Here is an 18714-nt window from a genome sequence, read left to right on the forward strand (position 1 = left end):
TTCATTGCCTGGCAAAGTTCGCCAAGACGCTGCTCCTGGCATCAGCAGTCATGAAGCCGGCCTCGATGCGAAAGCGCCGACGGATGTCATCGTTTCGACCCTTTGTTAGGCATCTATCTTTCTCGCTACTTATCCGCTGAATAACGAAAACAACTTAATGCAAAATATTTCAAGCTGGCGGCGGTTTAAGAGCGGTCCTTTGACGGGATATGGCCTGCTCGAACAGGTCCGGTCAATAGAAGGCGGTGTCCTGTTTTAGGGGGACACATCCAATAAAAGTTCACGGACAGCCAAAAAGAGTTGTGGTAACTATGCCCCGCCTTAAACGGGCAGCTTGAAGAGTACATCTCAAGGAAACACCCGCCCGGCCGGGGATGGGCGGGTTAAAAAAAGCATCATTGTTCGGGACAAATCCAACACTAAGCCAATTGCCATTAGAAAGGCATTGTGTGGCGGATTGTCATCATTGTTTGAATTTCAGGAAGGCTCCATATTATGTTTTCGGGCTTTAAAAGTTCAGATCACTTCTCGCTTACTACATTATTTCGGACTATTCAGTCAGATTATCCGGCCCTGGTTCGCAACCTGGTTAGAACACCCTTGGTGGAACTGTCATGGCTCAGTTCGGATACACGAAGAGTATGGGCGAAGCTGGAGTGTTCACAGCGTACCGGCTCATTCAAATTACGCGGTGCTTATAACGCTCTTCACGTGCTGCCGTCGGGCGCCGCTGTCTACACCGCGTCGGCGGGTAACCACGGCTTGGCGATAGCCACACTGGCCCGTGAGCTAGGTTTGAAAGCCAATATCTTCGTGCCACTGACGGCCTCGGAAATAAAGATTCGCAGGCTGCGTGCCGCGGGGGCGCGAATCGTCCAGGTGGGGCGTGACGTGGCGCAGGCGTATATCGCAGCCCGTCACGAAGCGGAGCAAAACGGCGGTCATTACATTTCTCCGTTCGACCATCCGGCCGTGGTCGCCGGGCAGGGATCCCTGGCCCTGGAAATCGCCGAACAAACTGACCAGCATTTTGATCACATCGTCCTGCCGTTTGGCGGAGGAGGGTTGCTCACCGGGTTTGGCTGCGCGGCCGCCCGACTCTGGCCCGAAGCTCGCCTGCATGGTGTACTGCCGGCGGCGTTCGGGCGTCAGCTGGACCAAGGGTTCGATGAGCAGCAGATGCTCAAGAGTGTCATGCCCACGCTCGCTGACGGGCTTGCCATCGAGCACGATCAAGACAATTGGCTGTGGCCGCTGATACGGGAACTGAAGCCCAGGTTCCATACCGTGTCGGAGGAGCAGATCAAGACAGGCATGATGACCCTCTTGCATCAGGAAAGCATTCTGGCCGAGGGGGCGGGTGCAATTGGCCTGGTGCCCTTGCTGTTTGAAGAAGGTGCGGCGCTGGAAGGGGACATCCTGGTCATGGTCAGCGGTGGCAACATTTCCGTTCCACTGTTGAGCAAAGCCATGAGCACCGTCATCGAGGACCCTCGGCTGCGTAAGATCAACGGTTTGAGAGCGACCACGCTTGGCATCGAGCTGCGGGATGCCGCGCCGCATCCGGCGACTCAGGCCAGCGACAAACCTTCGGCCAGCGCAGCGCCCCTGACGGGGGAAGCCACGTTGCGGGTGATGTGGTTGCAATTGGTGGATCGTATCGAGGAGGAGCTGAATCGCCTGGACGCGACCCTGGCGCAACACTTGTCCTTCGCCCGGCAGGAACGGCTGTCAGTGGATGCCACGATTGAACGCTTTATGGACGAAGCGTTGAACAGTACGCGTCGAATGATCGACAGTTGTCGTCAGCAGGGCCTGGATGGACGGCAGGTCGCGCAGCGTTATCGATTGCTGATCCAGCAGTTCGGGTTTGCCCGCTCAGCCCTGAGCTGGTGCAGCGCAAGTACCGACCAGAGTGCGGAGATCATGTTTTTCGATCCTGCAGACTTGCAAACCAGCTCTGTGAACTATGACCGCTACGGCTCGATCGCCTTGCGCGAGCTGGAGCTGAACCTGGTACGGGCGATTGGATTTGACGGAGGGGCGCAGGCAGCCTTGTTGACATCAAGCGGGCAGGCCGCCTACTCGACACTGGAAAGCTTTCTGTTGCGCGAGGTGTTCCCGAAGCACCCCGGAAAAGCCCGGGTCGCCAGGGTGCCGTACCTCTACTTCGAGGCGTTGGAACAGTTGGAGGCATTACCCCAGGTTTGCGTCGCAACGGCACAGGACTGGGGTGTCGACGCGTTGATCGACTGCGTGGAGCGCACGGATAGCCAGGTAGTGTTTGTCGACCCGATGGCCAATATCGGTGATCTGCCTTGCTTCGACTTCCAGGGCCTGGCCAGCGCTTTGCAAACGCGCCAATGGCAGGACCGGTGGCTGGTGATCGATGGCACGATGGTTTCCGGCGGCTTCAACCCGTTCACCTTGTTCGAGGCCCCCAACCATCCCCAGGTGCTTTACTACGAAAGCGGCAGTAAGTATCTGCAACTGGGCCTGGACCTGCAGATGCTCGGCGTTATCGTCTGCAGCGAACAGCACGCGCCCGCGCTTGCCCGTCACCGACGAAATCTGGGGAGTGGGCTTTATCAGAGTCAGGTGGCACGTGTTCCACTGTTCGACCGCGAACAGTTACTGCAGCGCATGCAGCGCCTCACGCGCAATGCCGAGTACCTGACTGCGGCCCTGCGTGCAATCGAGCATCCGCGCAGCCGATTGTGCGTGTCTTACCCCGACCATTGGCGGGATAGCCGATGGGCCCATGGCGGCGGGGTCGTTGCTATCACCTTCAGTGAGCCTGGTCTCAACAACCGCCACTGCCTGGAAAGCCTGATCGAAATCATCATCACTCGCTGTCGTGCGGCAGACGTGGCCATCACCAAGGGGGTGAGCTTCGGCTTCGGCGTCACACGCGTTTCTGCGGCTGCGGCGATAGCTGAGTCGACTGATCCATTTCTACGGTTCTCGATGGGTGAAGAAACCGACCATCAACTGAAAAAACTGGTCAGCTGCATTGTCCAGTCGGTAGATATCTTTCTGGAGACTTTTGAATGAATGTCAATCCTCGGGATGATTCCCCGCTGATCCATGCCAGCCTGCCGATGCGCGCGGGCCTGGTAAGCCTTCGTTCCGCCTGCCCGGAAGATGCGGATGCCTTTGTCGAGTACTGGACCGAGAGCCCGCCCTCTTACTTGGCGACCTTGGGTGTGGATACGTCGCGCCTGGGCGACGCGGGGCAGATCCGTGAACGCTTCCTGCGCAACATGCCGTCATCTACGCTACTGGAGCAGACCAGCGTCATCTACTCACTCTATCTGGATGACGTCTTGATCGGTTACACCAACATCAATCGCTACGACGATTTGGAAAACTACGGGCACTTGCACACCTATCGCAAAGCATTGCGTCTTGCACTCGATAGACGGCCGGCATCGAAGAACGCAGGCGGTGGTATCGCCGCCTGCCTGATCGGTTTGATCGTCGCGCATCACTTCGAGACATTTGGCATGTCTCGTCAAGTGATCCAGACGCGTACCCGTAACCGCTCGATCAACCGCGCGCTGGACCTCTATCTTCCTGTGTCCGAAACCTGTCACTTCGAGAAGCCCGATGGACTTTCGGCACCCGGAGAGTTTCATGTCCGATATGTCCGTCAGGAACAGCGTCACTATTTTCGGGAGCGGGCACGGGAGTTAGCAGCGTTCAGCGGCGAGACATAATCCTTCCAGCATGACCGTTCAAAGACCCGCCTTGCGCAAGCGTTCTGCATGTCGCACGTACAGCGCTACCGGGTCTGTACCCTTGGGCATCCGCCCGGCCGTTTGATCGATGGCTTCCATATGGTCCATCGGATAGTCGGAGCGGATGACCTTGCCCAGGTGCGAGCTGAAACGACCCACCAGGCCATCGTTCTGTCCGGCTTCGGTGATGAAGTATTCGGAAAAGGCCCGGCAGAACCCCTGGAAGGAATCCGTTGCCTTGGGCCCTTCGCCAGGGGTGTCTTGCAGCGTGCCGCTCCAAGAGTAGTAGCGCACGCCGTTGACCAGCTCCCGCCCCTTGCTTCCCCAGCTCCTGGGCAAGCCTTGCGGGTACTTGTCGTTGAATGCGCCAACGCCTTCGGTGGTCAGTGCCGCCAGTGCGGCGATGGCGTTGTGTGGGAGTTGTGCCTGGCCGCTGAGCAACGAAATGAAGTCGACAAACAATGTGGCGACCCTGCTTGCGACGTGCTCCGGCAGGCGTCCGGGCGTGAGGGCCTTGCGCAGGAAGTCGGCCAGCTCCGAGCCGTGGTTGGGCCCGCTGACCGAAGTCACCGAGGCGACCTTCCCGGGCGCCAGCGCAGCGGCATAGCGGGACGCCAATGCACCTTGGCCGTGCCCGATCAGGTTGACCCGGGTGGCCCCGGTTCCGCTCAGGACCCGATCGATCTGGAGCAGCAACTCTTCACCGCGAGCCTCATTGGCGTAGGTGGCCGACAGGTAGGGAATGAATGCCCGGGCGCCTGCGCTGCGTAGTGCCTGCCTGATGCCCAGGAAAAGTTCGGAGCCCGCGACCCTGTCAAACCCGAACAAACCATGTACCAACAGGATAGGAAATTGAGTGGTTGCATTCCGTTGCATGTTCGTACCTTTTTCGAAGAGGTTCATGTTGAATTTGCGACACCACTGTAATGCAGCGTCCTGCGCCGGGGTGTAGGAAGAAACCGCTGTGGCCGACCGAAAACGGACTAGAGAAGGCAGGAAGAATCAGAAAAGTGGCCGAATGATGGGTTTGGTTTCGGGATGCGTCTGATAGGCCCGGCTGCATGCAGCTACAGCCTCAAGTGCAAGGGACCACCCGCGCTGTCGTCTTGTCTGACTGCGGGTTTGCGAGGAGCAAGGTTTAATGGCTCTATCGGGCGCCGTTACAGATGGCGCCTTCATCCAAGGACTGGAATCCATACATGACCACTGACCCATTTGGCCGGCGAGCCCGGCTCAGCGCTCGGACGAAACTCCGGGCTCCCATCCTGGCGGCGGCAAAGGGCGGGGTGATCAACCCCGCCTGGAGCAAGGTTGCCATCACTCTCAAACCCTATCCGATGATGACGTGCGGCGATGAAGTGCTGCTGTTCTGGCATGGGCTCAATTCGGACGGCGAGCCGTACCGGCATGAGGTCCGCCGGTCCGTCACGCAGCGACAGGTCGACCGGGACGTCATCTTCGTCGTGCGCGAGCCCCACATCGCCGAGCTGGATGGCGGCTCGCTGGAGGTCTTTTATCAAGTCACCGGTAAACGGCTTCCGGCCCCGATGCACTCGGAGCCCCTGCAATTGGTGATCGGTGATGCAGCGCCGCAACTGCTGCCGGCCATTGCCACCGATGCGGTGGGCGGTAGTCTTGATCCGAAGCGTGTCCCCGAGGGCACCTGCGTGAGCATCCGGCCGTATTCAAGAATGGCTGTCGGGGATCGGCTGATCCTGATCGGCAGCAGGGATTCCAAGGCGCTCTGGCGCGATGTGCTGGACATCGAGGCCCATGCCGTCGGCCGCGAGGTCTCGTTCTGGATAGATCACGCGCAGATCGCCCCGCACCTGGGGCATCACCTGGACCTGGCTTACGTCGTCAGGCGCGGACATTCCGTACGCCGCGCCGAATCCTTGTCGCTGCACATCGGCGCCCTGGTCCGCCCGCCGCTGAAGGCGCCCCGGATCCCGGGCCTGAAGGCGGGTGGACTGGACATCGACGAGCAGGAGAAAGGGGTGACCATTATCATCGACAATGCCGGATTCGAGGTTGGCGAGTTGGTCTGGCTACAATGCGATGGCAGTTACGCCTATGTCGACGAGCGCGAAATCGTCCCGTCAAACGTCGGCCAGCCGATGACCTTCGTGATTCCGGCGGACTATTGGCAGAGTCAACGGGGCAGATCGGTGCGCGTCCGCTATCAGATCGAACGCCTGGATGACGTGAGCCAGCATTTTGCCGGGCTCGATGTTCATGTGCGCCCCAGGAACGCCCTCCCGAAGGAGGGCGCACACGACATTCAGGTGGCTGAGCGCAGTTGACGATGGGCCTGGCGCAGCAGTCGCTCGGTGGATTCCCAGCCAAGGCAGCCGTCGGTTACCGATACGCCGTAGCGCATCGACGGGCTGATGGGCTGGCAGCCTTCGAACAGGTGGCTCTCGATCATCATGCCGATCAGCGCGCGATTCCCTTGCAGCCGCTGCGCCAGCACATCGTTGAATACCTCCGGCTGACGCGAAGGATCCTTGCCGCTGTTGGCGTGACTGCAATCCACCATGATCCGGGCCGGTATCTTCAAGCGGCTCAGATCATTGTGTATCTGCGCGACGCTCTGGCGGTCGTAGTTCGGGCCGCGGTGGCCACCCCGCAGCACCAGGTGGGTGTCGGGGTTGCCCTGGGTCTGGATGATTGCCGGATGCCCCTGGCTGTCGACACCGAAATGCCGGTGAGGGTGGGCGGCGGAGCGCATGGCGTCGCAGGCGATCCCGACGCCGCCGTCGGTGCCGTTCTTGAAGCCGACCGGCATGCCCAGGCCGCTGGCCATTTCCCGGTGGATCTGCGATTCGGTGGTACGTGCGCCGATGGCGACCCAACTGAGCAGGTCGTCGAAGTAGTTGGCGGCCATGGGTTGCAACAGTTCGGTGGCGACGGGCAGGCCGAGCAGCAGCATCTCACGCATCAGTTCCCGGGACAGCGTCAGGCCGCCCGCCATGTCATCGCTGCCATCCAGGTCGGGATCGTACGCCAGGCCTTTCCAGCCCACGGTGGTGCGGGGCTTTTCCACGTAGGCGCGCATCACCAGCAGCATGCTGTCGCTCACCTCGGGGGCCAGGCGCGCCAGGTTAGTGGCGTATTCAAGGGCGGATTTCGGATCGTGGAGGGAGCACGGGCCCACGATGACCAGCAGGCGAGCGTCCTCACCGTCGAGGATGGCGCGGATGGCCTGGCGATGAGCGTCGACTTGTTGGCTCAACGCATGGCTGAGGGGCAATTGGTGTTTGAGCTGCAACGAGCTGGGCAGACGCAGGGTCAGGGCTTCATTGGCAGGGTTGAGCGTGGACAGCGGCAAAGCGGAGACGGACGAATTCATGATCTGGCTTCCTGGACGAGCAGCGGGTTCGTTCCCGCGCCGGCCCTAGTGGGGTGTTCGACAGTTGGCCGTACTGGCCTTAAGTGTTGGCATGCCACCGATAGGTGACCGATCGGAGGCGGCAGGCTGTCCCGAGCGGAGGCTGGTAAATCGCCAGGCGCAAAAGTCGTAACGGTAATAAGTGGCGTAGTTCATGGCTTGATCCTCAAAGTTGTCGGTGTCGCAAAAATACAGGGCTGAAAAAACAAAACCCCCGGTCGGGAGGCCGACCGGGGGTTTATGAACTCTGGAAGGCGACCCGTTTAAAGTGGGCGCCGGTTGGGTATCAGGCGCGCCAGTGGCTAAACCAATACCCAAAATAAAAGTTGACCGGGGCAGCAGCGCCGTTCGCCCGGACAGCCGCAACCGAGCGCGGGGCGCTGACGGATTGAAGCGGTGAGAGGGCGTTGAACATGGTCTGTCTCCGATGAATGGCTCCGAGCTTACTCGACGCTGGGGCACCGGTTCAATAAGAAGTTTCTATCAGCAGGATGCAATTGTTCGCGGCGTTGAATCCGGCTGGCATTATGACAAACTTCGGTTCTTGGCCTGATGTGGCGAGAGAGCCCACTCCCGCTCGGTTCTGTAGGAGCTGGCGAAGCCTGTGATCATTTGATTTTTCGCTCTCGATTCAGCTGGTAGCGGCAAATCGCAGTTTCGTTGTACTCGACAGCTCCTACAGGCGTTGCTTTGACGAGGTATCCATGAGCTTTCAGTGGCGTGCGGCCACGACCGCAGACATCGGTTTCGCCCGGCAACTGACCTGTACCAACATGCTGCCGTACTACCTGCGCCATGATTTGCTCTGGCAGGACGAGGCGTTCGACCTGGCGTGGATCATTCGCCAGAACTGGGTCATCTGTCGCGAGGAACAGGTGCTGGGTTTTGTCAGCCTCAGCCGTGATGCCCGGGCGCTGTATATCCGGGAATTGCAGATCGATCAGGCATTCCGCGGGCAGGGCGCCGGTACCTGGGCAATCGGACAGGTCTGGGGCATGGTGACGCTGGAACGGCGTCCGGCATTGCGTCTGACGGTGTTCAAGGACAATCCGGCGAGGAAGCTCTATGAACGCATGGGGCTATACGTCGCGGGCGAGGATGAGTGTTTCCTGAGGATGCAGCGAGACGCCGATGCTTGAGGCCTCGGATAGCTTGTCCCGGGAAGATTCGCTGTAACTTTTTAATGCCTCTTGGCGCTAGGTCTGCCGGAAGCTTTTTGCTAAGGTGTGGGGCAGTCCATATAAGACCAAATGGTGAGGTGTCTGCTTGATTAGGGTGTTGGTGGTCGATGACCATGATCTCGTTCGTACGGGCATTACACGAATGCTGGCTGACATCGACGGTCTGCAGGTGGTTGGCCAGGCCGAATCCGGGGAAGAATCCCTGATCAAGGCGCGTGAATTGAAACCCGACGTGGTCCTCATGGACGTGAAGATGCCTGGCATCGGCGGTCTTGAGGCCACGCGCAAACTGCTGCGCAGTCACCCGGACATCAAGGTGGTCGCGGTAACCGTCTGTGAAGAAGATCCGTTTCCGACCCGGTTGTTGCAAGCGGGCGCGGCGGGTTATCTCACCAAGGGCGCCGGCTTGAACGAGATGGTCCAGGCCATTCGCCTGGTGTTCGCCGGGCAGCGCTACATCAGCCCACAGATTGCCCAGCAGCTGGCGATCAAATCATTCCAGCCGACCAATGAGTCGCCCTTCGATGCGTTGTCGGAGCGTGAAATCCAGATCGCCCTGATGATTGTCGGTTGTCAAAAGGTGCAGATCATCTCCGATAAGCTGTGCCTGTCGCCGAAAACCGTCAATACCTACCGTTACCGTATCTTCGAGAAGCTTTCGATCAGCAGTGATGTCGAGTTGACGCTGCTGGCAGTGCGCCACGGCATGGTCGATGCCAGCGCCTGATAATGACCGAACTGTTTGATCCCAGTGCTTTCCTGTCCACATGCAGTGGCCGTCCTGGCGTGTATCGCATGTTCGACGTCGACGCGCGCCTGTTGTACGTGGGCAAGGCCAAGAATCTCAAGAAGCGCCTGGCCAGCTACTTCCGCAAGACCGGCCTGGCCCCCAAGACCGCCGCGCTGGTGGGGCGCATCGCGCAGATCGAAACCACCATCACCGCCAATGAAACCGAAGCGCTGCTGCTCGAGCAGACGCTGATCAAGGAATGGCGGCCGCCGTACAACATTCTGCTGCGGGATGACAAATCCTACCCCTACGTGTTCCTGTCCGATGGGGCGTTCCCGCGCCTGAGCATTCACCGTGGCGCGAAAAAGGCCAAGGGTCGCTATTTCGGTCCTTACCCCAGCGCCGGTGCGATTCGTGAAAGCCTGAGCCTGCTGCAGAAGACCTTCTTCGTGCGCCAATGTGAAGACAGCTATTACAAAAACCGCACCCGACCCTGCCTGCAATACCAGATCAAACGCTGCAAGGCGCCTTGCGTGGGGTTTGTCGAGCCCGAAGTCTATGCAGAAGACGTGCGCCACTCGGTGATGTTCCTGGAAGGTCGCAGCAATGCGCTGACCGATGAATTGTCGACCGCGATGGAAGAGGCGGCGATCAACCTCGAATTTGAAAAAGCCGCCGAGTTGCGCGACCAGATTGGTCTGTTGCGTCGTGTGCAGGACCAGCAGAGCATGGAAGGTGGCAGCGGTGACGTCGATGTGATCGCGTCGTTCATCAACCCGGGCGGTGCGTGCGTGCATCTGATCAGCGTGCGGGGCGGCCGCGTGCTCGGCAGCAAGAACTTCTTCCCCCAGGTGGGTATCGAGGAAGACGTGGCCGAGGTCATGTCGGCTTTTCTCGGCCAGTATTACGTCAGCAGTCCGGAACGCGACCTGCCGAGCGAATTGATCGTCAACGTGGTCCACGAGGACTTCCCAACCCTGATTGAAGCCATCCATACGCTTCGCGGTCGCGAGCTGACCATCAGTCACCGCGTGCGCGGCACTCGCGCGCGCTGGCAACAACTGGCGGTCACCAATGCCGAACAGGCCCTGGGGGCGCGCTTGGCTAACCGCCAGCATGTTGCGGCGCGGTTCGATGCCTTGGCCGATGTCCTCAACCTGGACGAGCCACCGCAACGGCTGGAGTGCTACGACATCAGCCATTCCAGCGGCGAAGCCACCGTGGCGTCCTGCGTGGTGTTCGGTCCGGAAGGCCCGATCAAGTCCGATTACCGCCGCTATAACATCGAAGGCGTGACCGCCGGCGACGACTATGCGGCGATGCACCAGGCACTGATGCGACGCTTCGGCAAGTTGAAGGACGGGGAGGGCAAACTCCCGGATATCCTGCTGGTGGATGGTGGCAAGGGCCAGCTGTCCATGGCCCGCGACGTGCTCAATGAACTGATGGTTCCCGATCTGATCCTGCTGGGCGTGGCCAAGGGTGCCACGCGCAAGGCCGGTTTCGAGACCCTGTACCTGAACGATGCGGCCCATGAGTTCACCCTGAAAGGGGATTCCCCGGCGTTGCACCTGATCCAGCAAATCCGTGACGAAGCCCACCGGTTCGCCATCACCGGCCACCGCGCCCGCCGTGGCAAGACTCGCCGCACCTCCACCCTGGAAGGCGTGGCAGGGGTCGGGCCGACCCGGCGGCGCGATCTGTTGAAACATTTTGGTGGATTGCAGGAGCTGTCTCGTGCCAGCATCGAAGAGATCGCCAAAGCTCCCGGTATCAGTAAAAAGCTCGCAGAGTCGATTTATGCAAACCTGCATAGCGAGTAGAATGCCCGTCAACCTCGCAGCCAGTTGTGCCGATGAATATCCCAAATCTGCTTACCGTTCTACGCGTCCTGCTCATTCCGATCTTCATATTGCTGTTCTATTTGCCGTACCACTGGAGCTACGTGGCCTCTGCTTCAGTCTTTGCCATCGCCGCCGCGACGGACTGGCTGGACGGTTACCTGGCCCGCCGCCTGGAGCAGAGCACACCGTTCGGCGCGTTCCTCGATCCGGTGGCCGACAAGCTGATGGTCGCAGTGGCCCTGGTGCTGCTGGTGCAGGAACACGGCAACCTCTGGCTGACCTTGCCGGCGGCAGTGATCATCGGCCGTGAGATCGTCGTTTCGGCACTCCGTGAGTGGATGGCCGAGCTGGGTGCCCGTGCCCAGGTCGCGGTGTCGAACCTCGGCAAATGGAAAACCGCCGCCCAGATGCTCGCCCTGGTCATCCTGCTGGCCAATCCCTCGGACTTCAGCTTCTGGGTGCTGTTGGGATATGCACTGCTGCTGATTTCCGCCGGCCTGACACTGTGGTCGATGGTCCAGTACCTGCGCGCCGCCTGGCCGCATCTGCGGACTGACGTGGAGCAGAAATAAAACTTTTTTGAATCAAGGGGTTGACGGCGTAATCTGAATCTATAGAATGCGCCACACCAAGACGCGGGAATAGCTCAGTTGGTAGAGCACGACCTTGCCAAGGTCGGGGTCGCGAGTTCGAGTCTCGTTTCCCGCTCCAAATATTGCGCTACAGAGTTCCACTGAATTCTGTAAGTGATTGAAATCAGGGCCTTTAGGCCCTTTTTTCGTTCCAGCGGGAACCACTGAAATCCAGCACTATCCGGTGCGTTTAAGTCCAGAATTGAGTCCAGGATTCTGACGAGTACTGAATCGGTTTTATGCTGGAACAGATTGTGTAGCGAGACGAGCATCTGGCCCTGACTCTGTTCAGGAGCTCGCGATGGCACTCTCAGAAATGACAGTTCGGCATGCCCGAATCACTGGTAACGACTACACCCTCGGTGACAGTGATGGTCTCACGCTCAACGTGACGGCCAGAGGTGGAAAAGTCTGGCTCTTCCGCTACTACTGGGCGGGCAAGCAGAAGCGCATGTCCTTGGGTTGTTACCCGCAAATCTCCCTCAAAGATGCACGTACTCGACGTGACGAGGCGCGCGCCTTGGTTGCCCAGGGCATCAATCCCTATGAGCATCGTAAACAACAGCGACTTGCTGTTCATGCTGCGAAGGAGCACACCTTCGAGGCCGTGTTCAATCAGTGGGTAGAGTTCCGCAGGCTAAGCCTGAAGGAAGGGCGCCAGAGCACGCTCTCGCAGATCTTGAGAATCTTCAATAAGGACGTCCTGCCCACGCTGGGCGGATGCTCCATCTACGATATCAATCGTCACGATCTATTGGATTTGCTGAGCAGGATCGAACAGCGCAAGGCCTTAACGACTGCCGAAAAATGCCGGACCTGGTTCAACCAATTGTTCCGCTATGCGCTGGTGAAGATCGAGGGGCTGGAACACAACCCAGCTTCAGACCTTGATGTAGTTGCACTACCCAAACCTCCGGTTACGCACAATCCGTTTCTCCGCATGGACGAGCTGCCGGCATTGATGGCTGCTCTTCGAAAATACGGTGGCGCCAACCAAACTCGGCTTGGCCTTCGGTTGTTGCTGCTGACCGGTGTCCGCACGGGCGAGCTGCGGCTGGCGACGCCCGACCAGTTCGATCTGGCGAAGCGTTTGTGGGTCATACCGGCGGAGGTGGTGAAGCAGCTCCAGTTAGCGATGCGGAAGCCAGGTAAGCAGACCCAAAATGTACCGCCGTACATTGTCCCGCTATCGGTCCAGGCGCTGGAGATCGTGCGTCACTTGCTGGACCAGGTGGTCCCTGCGCAACGCTACTTGTTTGCGCATCGAAGCGACCTGAGCAAGCGCATCAGCGAGAACACGCTGAATGGCGCGTTACGTCGGATGGGGTATGCCGATCAACTCACCGGTCATGGCATGAGGGCGACGATTTCGACGGCGCTGAACGAGATCGGATACCCGAAGGTGTGGGTGGATGCTCAGCTTTCTCATGCTGATCCAGATAAGGTGAGTGCGGCTTACAACCACGCGGAGTACGTTGAACAGCGCCGGACCATGATGCAGGACTGGGCGAATCGTCTGGACCTTTGGGGGCAGGGCCAACTGAAAGCGGCAAGTTCTCCGCTGACCATTCGTTTAGAGGGCGCAGCTTCGTTACCTTCGTTGGAAAGCGCGAATGCAAACGCCGTTCTGTACAGCAGTGGCTTCCCAGAGACGACGGTCCCAGCCTCCAAAACGTCCGTCAGCAACGAACCGGTCAACGCGGCTCAGTATTCACCTGTCCTACCTGTTCCAATGCAGACTGAACAGCTGCGCGAACCCCGAGTATCCGACATACAACGCCAGCGCGCCGAGATGCTAGCCATCTATGAAGCTGCGAGTAATTTGCCACTGCTTATCTTCGCCAAACTGGCAGGCAAATCCCGAGATCAGATCAATCGCGATATCAAGGCTCGGCGCCTGCTGTCCCTGAGTCTGGGGAATCGCGGTCAGCGCATTCCCGATTGGCAGCTTGATCCACTGCGGCACAAGTTGGTGCTAGCGGCGTTAGCGCAATTTCCAGATGTCGATGCGTGGAGGCTTTATCGGGCTGTCTGTGAGCCTCATGAACGACTGAAGGATCGTTCGCCAATCGATGTGCTCACACCGGAGAATTTCGACGTGACTGCACGAATCGTTTGCAGTGCGCTGGGTTCGAGCTAATACCAGCGCAGCTTGCGCGTTACGAACCCACTGCCGTTAGGGTGTGGTCTTGAATCTGAGTTTATTAGTGAAAATTCGCCGGCGATTATGTTGGATAGCTTTGCGGGGGGGGGGAGGGGGGCAGCTTTTGCTGATTTCTGCCTCTCCGTTGTTGGCAAAAATCGGAATATCTTTGACGGATTCTAGAAAATTTAGGGCAATTGATATTCGACCAAACAGACGACAGCCAAGTCATTTGGCCTTCCGAATAAGGTCGGTCTGCTTCATCACAAAGACCGAGGCGACACCGGCAAGGTGGTTCACCGTCTGCGCCAGTTCAGGAGGATGTGCTACATAGCCCTCATCCTTTCCGTGTGAAGTTTCATTGCGTAGGGTACCGATTCCGTGAAACATCGTGCCTACACCTTGAAGCATTTCCGAAGCGGCTGGGCCAATGGTGGAGGAGTCACGAAGAACACCTAGCAATCGCTTCATCAATTTCTCAACTGGATAGCTATCGTAACCTTCCTCCCCAAGTATTTTTAGGCAACCTTTGAGCACGGTTTCGATATGCGTGCAGCTGAGAGAAATCGATTGGTCAGGATCTGGTAGCACCAGTCTCCGTGCTTTCAACCACGAATTCAGCAACGTAGAATTATTACTGAACAGATTGTCGAGCTCTGCATCAATCTCAGCTTTCTCCACAGTCACGAATTGAGCAAGGGACTGAACCACAGAAGCAGTTTTCAAAAAATCCCTGTCGAGGCTCTGGAGCAAATCAGCTACCAGCGAATTCAATACTTTTGGATCACTGACGCGTCTCTGCATATCAGTGCCAGCTTCCTCCAACGAACATAGAGTCCAGTAGTCGTATTCGCTGGGACGAGGCACCTCTTTCCACCCAATCTTTAGCTCCCGACCGGTAAATGCGAGATAGCAAGCTGTGTGCCCAATTGGCACAGCTTCTTGGTCAAGAATCTCATCAAAAGCGATAGTTTCACTATTGCCACCACAGCCAAGACCTTCGACTAAATCTAAAAGCTTTTGCTCGAAAGCTCTTAACCCATGCAGTAACTGTAGGTTCTCATTTTTTACCCTTGCTGATCGAGCGGCCAGCTCTGCAAATCCATCTTCACTCATTTTCTGAACTCATCCGTTCTTTCAGATTTTCTAGAATGTAGATCACCATTCCAATTCTGTAAGCCTTCATTCAGCGGCATCACGCTTACGTTAAGGTGCTCCATTGATGGGAGGCTGACCAACCTTGCCGAGATACATGGGCTGCTCGGCGCCAGCAAATGTTGGCAACCATTCCTTGTCTGTTTTGGTATCGATCTCATACTGATAGCTGGTGGTTGAGAAAATGACCTGGGCATTGTTACGTAGGGCAACAGCTTTTAGTGCCCTAATGTAGGCATCTAAATCCTCCCAGTGAATTTCCTGCTGGCGAGGTGTGTCGAACACCAGCACTCTGAAGGGAGAGAGTGGGTCGTTAGTGCACAGTTCAAATAGCGCAGCGTGGAACGCCAGCACTGTTCGAGCTTTTGAGCTGCCTTTGATGATTCCAAGCTTTTCAGTGCCCAATATGGGTTTGAGGTCCGAATCGATTCGGATGTCCCTCGAAATGTTCTTGGAGTTGAGGACGTCGAGCCACTCTGCCATTTTTTGTCCCAGCTCGATCCTGAACTGAAGAATGTCTGGGGATTGCTCACGTGACGTCTGTAGCGAATCCTCAAGCGTAAGAGCGATATCTCTTCTTCTTAATAAATCAAGGTGAATGTTTTTCTGCTGTTCGGATTTTTCTAGCTTGTTTTTTTCTAAGCCGAGTTCAAAAATGTCTGACGCAATTCTGCTGATAGCTTCAATGAAAACTTCAATGCCAGCTTCCCTTTCTGCCAAACCTCTTTGCTGCGCTAGTTGAGCGATTTGCGACTCAATAAATTTTTTCTCGGTGGATATCGCTTCTGACTTCTGTATATTCGAGGCAGTGGATATTTCGAGATCCTTAATCTGGTCTTTTAGGTAAAGCAAGCTTTTTCCGTACGAGTCTGCGCTCACCATGAATATTCCACACGATGGCGAGGTGCATATGTCAGAGAACGAAATAAAGGCTCGCTTGGCTTCTTCATTCAGATTGAGTGTCTCAATCTCGCTCTGTATCTCTTCACGTATTTGTGTTGCACTGGAAATTTTTGAGTCGAGTGCAGCCTCTTCCGATTGCAGTTCGCGATGCCTTCTTCTTAGGTTGCCAATAACATGATCTAGGCTAGAAAGTGAATCGCTTTTTATGTCTTTGGATTTTTTAAGGTCTTCGAGGCGTGATTTTAATTCAGCAATGAGTCTATCAATATCTTCGATCTTTCGAACCGGTGCTGGAAGCTCCTGAGCAATGCGCTCCATCAGTTTTCGGCTATCAACGATAGTGGTATCCAAATAGGCTAGGTCTTTTTTTACCTCAATCGCTTTTTTCTTTTTATCGTAAGAGTTCTGCGGAGGAAAATTAGCCGCTAGCCTGACCATCTCCGAAAATTGATTTTTTATGAAGCCTGGGCGAGGAGGGGCATAATATTCGGAATAGCCTTGATCCTGATCCAGATAAAAGAGAGGCAGCAGCGCGGAAAAATAGGGGGCGGTTGGGGTGTTGCCGTTTGTTACAAGCCTGTCACTTCGGAGATTGAGTGATTTCAGCATGAATTTTGAAAAAACATCTTCATTGTAAAAACGATCCTCGGTCTTATCGTCAACTCTCACCGTTAAATCGAAAGAATCTCCCATCATTCGATCTAGGGTGAATCGTTTTCCGTTGATGAACAGTTTCAATCGCGCCATTTTGCAGTTTCGGACGATATCGTCTCTGAATTGAACATGCAGTCCAAGGCAGAACATCATCGCTTGGATCAAAGGGGTCTTGCCACTACCATTTTTTGCGTATAATTGAGTAATTACATTGCCGAACTCTAGCTCGCCTGAGCGCCAACCATCTGGGTTGTTCTGAATGATTTCAAGCGATTCAAATTTCATTTAACTTAACCTCAACTGCTCGTTCTTTACAGATGTTGCGGTAGGCGCGCTTTATCATCAGTAATGCAATACAGAGCCTGCTTTCATCTTTTAGGATATTATCGATAAGTTTTTTCCCGGAATCCGTTGCTTCAATCCGGGAAGTGCTCTTGTCGATGATGATAAAACCCGTATTTTCCAAAAATGTAAAAGCCTTCACGGTGCGGATTCTCAGGTTTGCAGACCAGCCCAGTTCTTGGCTCGATCCCTTGAAACCTGCAAGGCTTTTTTCAAAGCAAGCGCCTACTAACATTCCGATCTCGTCTTGCTTGGGCTTGGCTCTGGAACGCGCGAGTAGAATGATGGTAAGCGCAATCAGCGGGGTATGGAATAGACTCTCATTCCCCAGTACATCCTGACGTCCCCGGGGGGTGCTTTCGGTCAACAACGCTATCGATTCAGCCCTGGCGGTCGAGACGGCCTCGCGGAAATTCATTGGGCCTCTCCTTTCACCAATTCGGATAGCACTGCGCCGAAAGCCAGCTCTTCGGTGATGTCTGATCGCTCAAGGTCTTTGCTGATTTGGAATGCCAAGTTTGAAATTTCTTCGGTGATCAAGTTCATGTCGATCTGACCGATGGCAATCTTTCTCGCCACTTGTATAATTTTGTTCTTTGCTACGGCCAAGCGAAACTCCAACAGCGCATGCCTATTGGTCCGGTACCAAGCTTCCCAGTTACATTTGAAACCCGCAAATGTGTCCACTGTGCCGTCTGAGAAGCCTGAGCGTTTGAGCATTCGCTGTAGGATAGAAACCGATTTTATGGCTTTATCATCACCTCCTGTCTTGAGAACATGATAGGCGGATCTGGAGATGCAGAGAATGTCTAGGATGTCATTTAGATTTACACTCGCTTTTGCATCCAGTTCTTTTTCGGTGATACCGCTGGAAAGCGGGACGGCAGATCTGTCCTCAATCAAAGACAGTAGCTGGATAATTATTTTCTTAACCTCAAGTGGGTTAAGATTGATCTCGCTGTACTTGAATATCTGGTTCGATGCCTGGGAAACGAAAACATCCTCTTCTTCATTGAGGATTTGCTTTCGAGGTGCCAATGCTAAGTGTGACAGGAAAGCCATCACATCGCCGTCACTTTTGGTGGCGAGAGAAGGTATCAGTTTCTTAGTCTCGTCGATCAGGCTTGCGGTATTTTTGGTTGGGCTTACATTGCCTTTAACTTCTTGGCAAATCTGCTCGACCTCATCGTCGAAGTTTACGTTTGTACAGATTTCAATTGAGCTGCAAGCTTCGCCAAATTCTTCAACGTGAAGTAGCAGTTTTCCTGCGAAGCTGCCTGCCAAGTCATGAACCGGGCTATTTTTCGGCTTTTTCTTCAGGCCGAAAATTTCCATTATGGTGTATTGATGATTGAGCTTGCTTTTAGTTTTTACTTGAACAAACCGATACTTGGATTTTGAGTTGACTATGTGCTTGACGACATAGTCTTCGTGTACGTCGCAGTACACTCTATCTATTTCCCCATTTTCTAATAGAGCCAAGCTTTCTAAGCTGGCGGCTTTGAACTGTGCTCGGAAGCGGTCGATCGTATCTCGTCCGCTTTGTTCCCTAGGGCTGACTTCATGAAGTTTCATTTGGATTATCTTTGCATATGCTGAAATATGAGCGCCCTAGAGCACGCTGAGCTTCTAGATGTAATGCAGAAAAAATCTTTGCGTCGGGTACTGTCGAGCCGTTGAGCGATACGTTGGCGATAACGTGGATACATCTATTTGGTGGTAGATGGAATTTATGCCCGTTGCCAGCTTCTCTTTGGGACGCATGCTCACGTGCTACGCAACATGTCGCAGAGCGTTTGAATTGGTTGCGCGCGGGTGGCGGGCACGATGCTTTATCATTTTGGGTGATGCTGTCCATGCCACCTTCCATTGCCGTCTCTCGCCCGTGAGAGGATTCCTTTTTGGATTCCCTGATGGTGGCGGGAGGCCACTTATAATGCAAGTCAGATTTGAAGGATTTTCCTCGTTGTCTGGGCGAAGCTCAGGCGCAAACAGATAG

General features: G+C 55.8%; 14 protein-coding genes and 1 tRNA gene. 9 read left to right on the forward strand and 6 right to left on the reverse strand.

All coding sequences use genetic code 11. The annotated features are described in order from the left end of the window. Positions 1-495 precede the first annotated feature (495 nt). Together LOY35_RS10700 and LOY35_RS10705 are read left to right on the forward strand one after the other, a co-directional pair. A complete protein-coding gene (locus tag LOY35_RS10700) occupies positions 496-3054 on the forward strand; it encodes a pyridoxal-phosphate dependent enzyme (RefSeq protein WP_258632342.1) in 2559 nt (852 codons plus the stop codon). Continuing rightward, positions 3051-3719, forward strand: a complete 669-nt coding sequence (locus tag LOY35_RS10705; RefSeq protein WP_258632344.1) for a GNAT family protein — start codon at positions 3051-3053, stop codon at positions 3717-3719. Before LOY35_RS10700 ends, LOY35_RS10705 begins: the two co-directional genes overlap by 4 nt. Before the next feature lie 18 nt (positions 3720-3737). On the opposite strand, the gene LOY35_RS10710 is transcribed toward LOY35_RS10705, so the two are convergent. Next, complete coding sequence (locus tag LOY35_RS10710; RefSeq protein WP_258632346.1) at positions 3738-4616, reverse strand: triacylglycerol lipase; 879 nt, start codon at positions 4614-4616, stop codon at positions 3738-3740. 323 nt (positions 4617-4939) lie between these two features. On the opposite strand from LOY35_RS10710, the gene LOY35_RS10715 reads away from it, so the two are divergent. Continuing rightward, the gene (locus tag LOY35_RS10715; RefSeq protein WP_258632348.1) at positions 4940-6043 is read left to right on the forward strand and encodes a hypothetical protein; all 1104 of its coding nucleotides are present in this window, start codon (positions 4940-4942) and stop codon (positions 6041-6043) included. On the opposite strand, the gene LOY35_RS10720 is transcribed toward LOY35_RS10715, so the two are convergent. Beyond that, complete coding sequence (locus tag LOY35_RS10720) at positions 6022-7092, reverse strand: 3-deoxy-7-phosphoheptulonate synthase (protein ID WP_258632350.1); 1071 nt, start codon at positions 7090-7092, stop codon at positions 6022-6024. The genes LOY35_RS10715 and LOY35_RS10720 overlap by 22 nt on opposite strands. 743 nt (positions 7093-7835) lie before the next feature. Between LOY35_RS10720 and LOY35_RS10725 the strand changes: the two genes are divergently transcribed. The 6 genes from LOY35_RS10725 to LOY35_RS10750 all read left to right on the forward strand — a co-directional run bounded on the left by LOY35_RS10725 (position 7836) and on the right by LOY35_RS10750 (position 13658). Further along, positions 7836-8270 carry an N-acetyltransferase gene (locus LOY35_RS10725; RefSeq protein WP_258632352.1) on the forward strand — a complete coding sequence of 145 codons (435 nt, stop codon included), beginning with the start codon at positions 7836-7838 and terminating at the stop codon, positions 8268-8270. Between the two features lie 127 nt (positions 8271-8397). After that, positions 8398-9039, forward strand: coding sequence for a UvrY/SirA/GacA family response regulator transcription factor (uvrY, locus tag LOY35_RS10730; RefSeq protein ID WP_024781217.1), 642 nt, complete (start codon positions 8398-8400; stop codon positions 9037-9039). Between the two features lie 2 nt (positions 9040-9041). Beyond that, complete coding sequence (gene uvrC, locus LOY35_RS10735; RefSeq protein WP_258632355.1) at positions 9042-10865, forward strand: excinuclease ABC subunit UvrC; 1824 nt, start codon at positions 9042-9044, stop codon at positions 10863-10865. A 32-nt stretch (positions 10866-10897) separates the two neighbouring features. Continuing rightward, positions 10898-11458 carry a CDP-diacylglycerol--glycerol-3-phosphate 3-phosphatidyltransferase gene (gene pgsA, locus LOY35_RS10740; protein ID WP_047703598.1) on the forward strand — a complete coding sequence of 187 codons (561 nt, stop codon included), beginning with the start codon at positions 10898-10900 and terminating at the stop codon, positions 11456-11458. Positions 11459-11521: 63 nt separating this feature from the next. Beyond that, positions 11522-11597 (forward strand) — tRNA-Gly (locus LOY35_RS10745). Positions 11598-11819: 222 nt separating this feature from the next. Next, on the forward strand, positions 11820-13658 hold the full coding sequence (locus tag LOY35_RS10750) for an integrase arm-type DNA-binding domain-containing protein (protein ID WP_258632357.1): 1839 nt from the start codon (positions 11820-11822) through the stop codon (positions 13656-13658). Positions 13659-13889: 231 nt separating this feature from the next. Here LOY35_RS10750 and LOY35_RS10755 read toward each other — a convergent pair whose 3' ends face one another. From LOY35_RS10755 to LOY35_RS10770, 4 genes are all read right to left on the reverse strand, one after another. After that, on the reverse strand, positions 13890-14777 hold the full coding sequence (locus LOY35_RS10755; RefSeq protein ID WP_258632359.1) for an abortive infection family protein: 888 nt from the start codon (positions 14775-14777) through the stop codon (positions 13890-13892). A 90-nt stretch (positions 14778-14867) separates the two neighbouring features. Continuing rightward, complete coding sequence (locus LOY35_RS10760) at positions 14868-16658, reverse strand: AAA family ATPase (protein WP_214509118.1); 1791 nt, start codon at positions 16656-16658, stop codon at positions 14868-14870. Next, positions 16648-17133 carry a hypothetical protein gene (locus LOY35_RS10765; protein ID WP_214509119.1) on the reverse strand — a complete coding sequence of 162 codons (486 nt, stop codon included), beginning with the start codon at positions 17131-17133 and terminating at the stop codon, positions 16648-16650. The genes LOY35_RS10760 and LOY35_RS10765 overlap by 11 nt, the downstream gene beginning before the upstream one ends. Then, a complete protein-coding gene (locus LOY35_RS10770) occupies positions 17130-18290 on the reverse strand; it encodes a dsDNA nuclease domain-containing protein (protein ID WP_214509120.1) in 1161 nt (386 codons plus the stop codon). Before LOY35_RS10770 ends, LOY35_RS10765 begins: the two co-directional genes overlap by 4 nt. Positions 18291-18714: the final 424 nt, after the last annotated feature.

This window comes from Pseudomonas sp. B21-028, from assembly GCF_024749045.1.
GTDB lineage: Bacteria > Pseudomonadota > Gammaproteobacteria > Pseudomonadales > Pseudomonadaceae > Aquipseudomonas.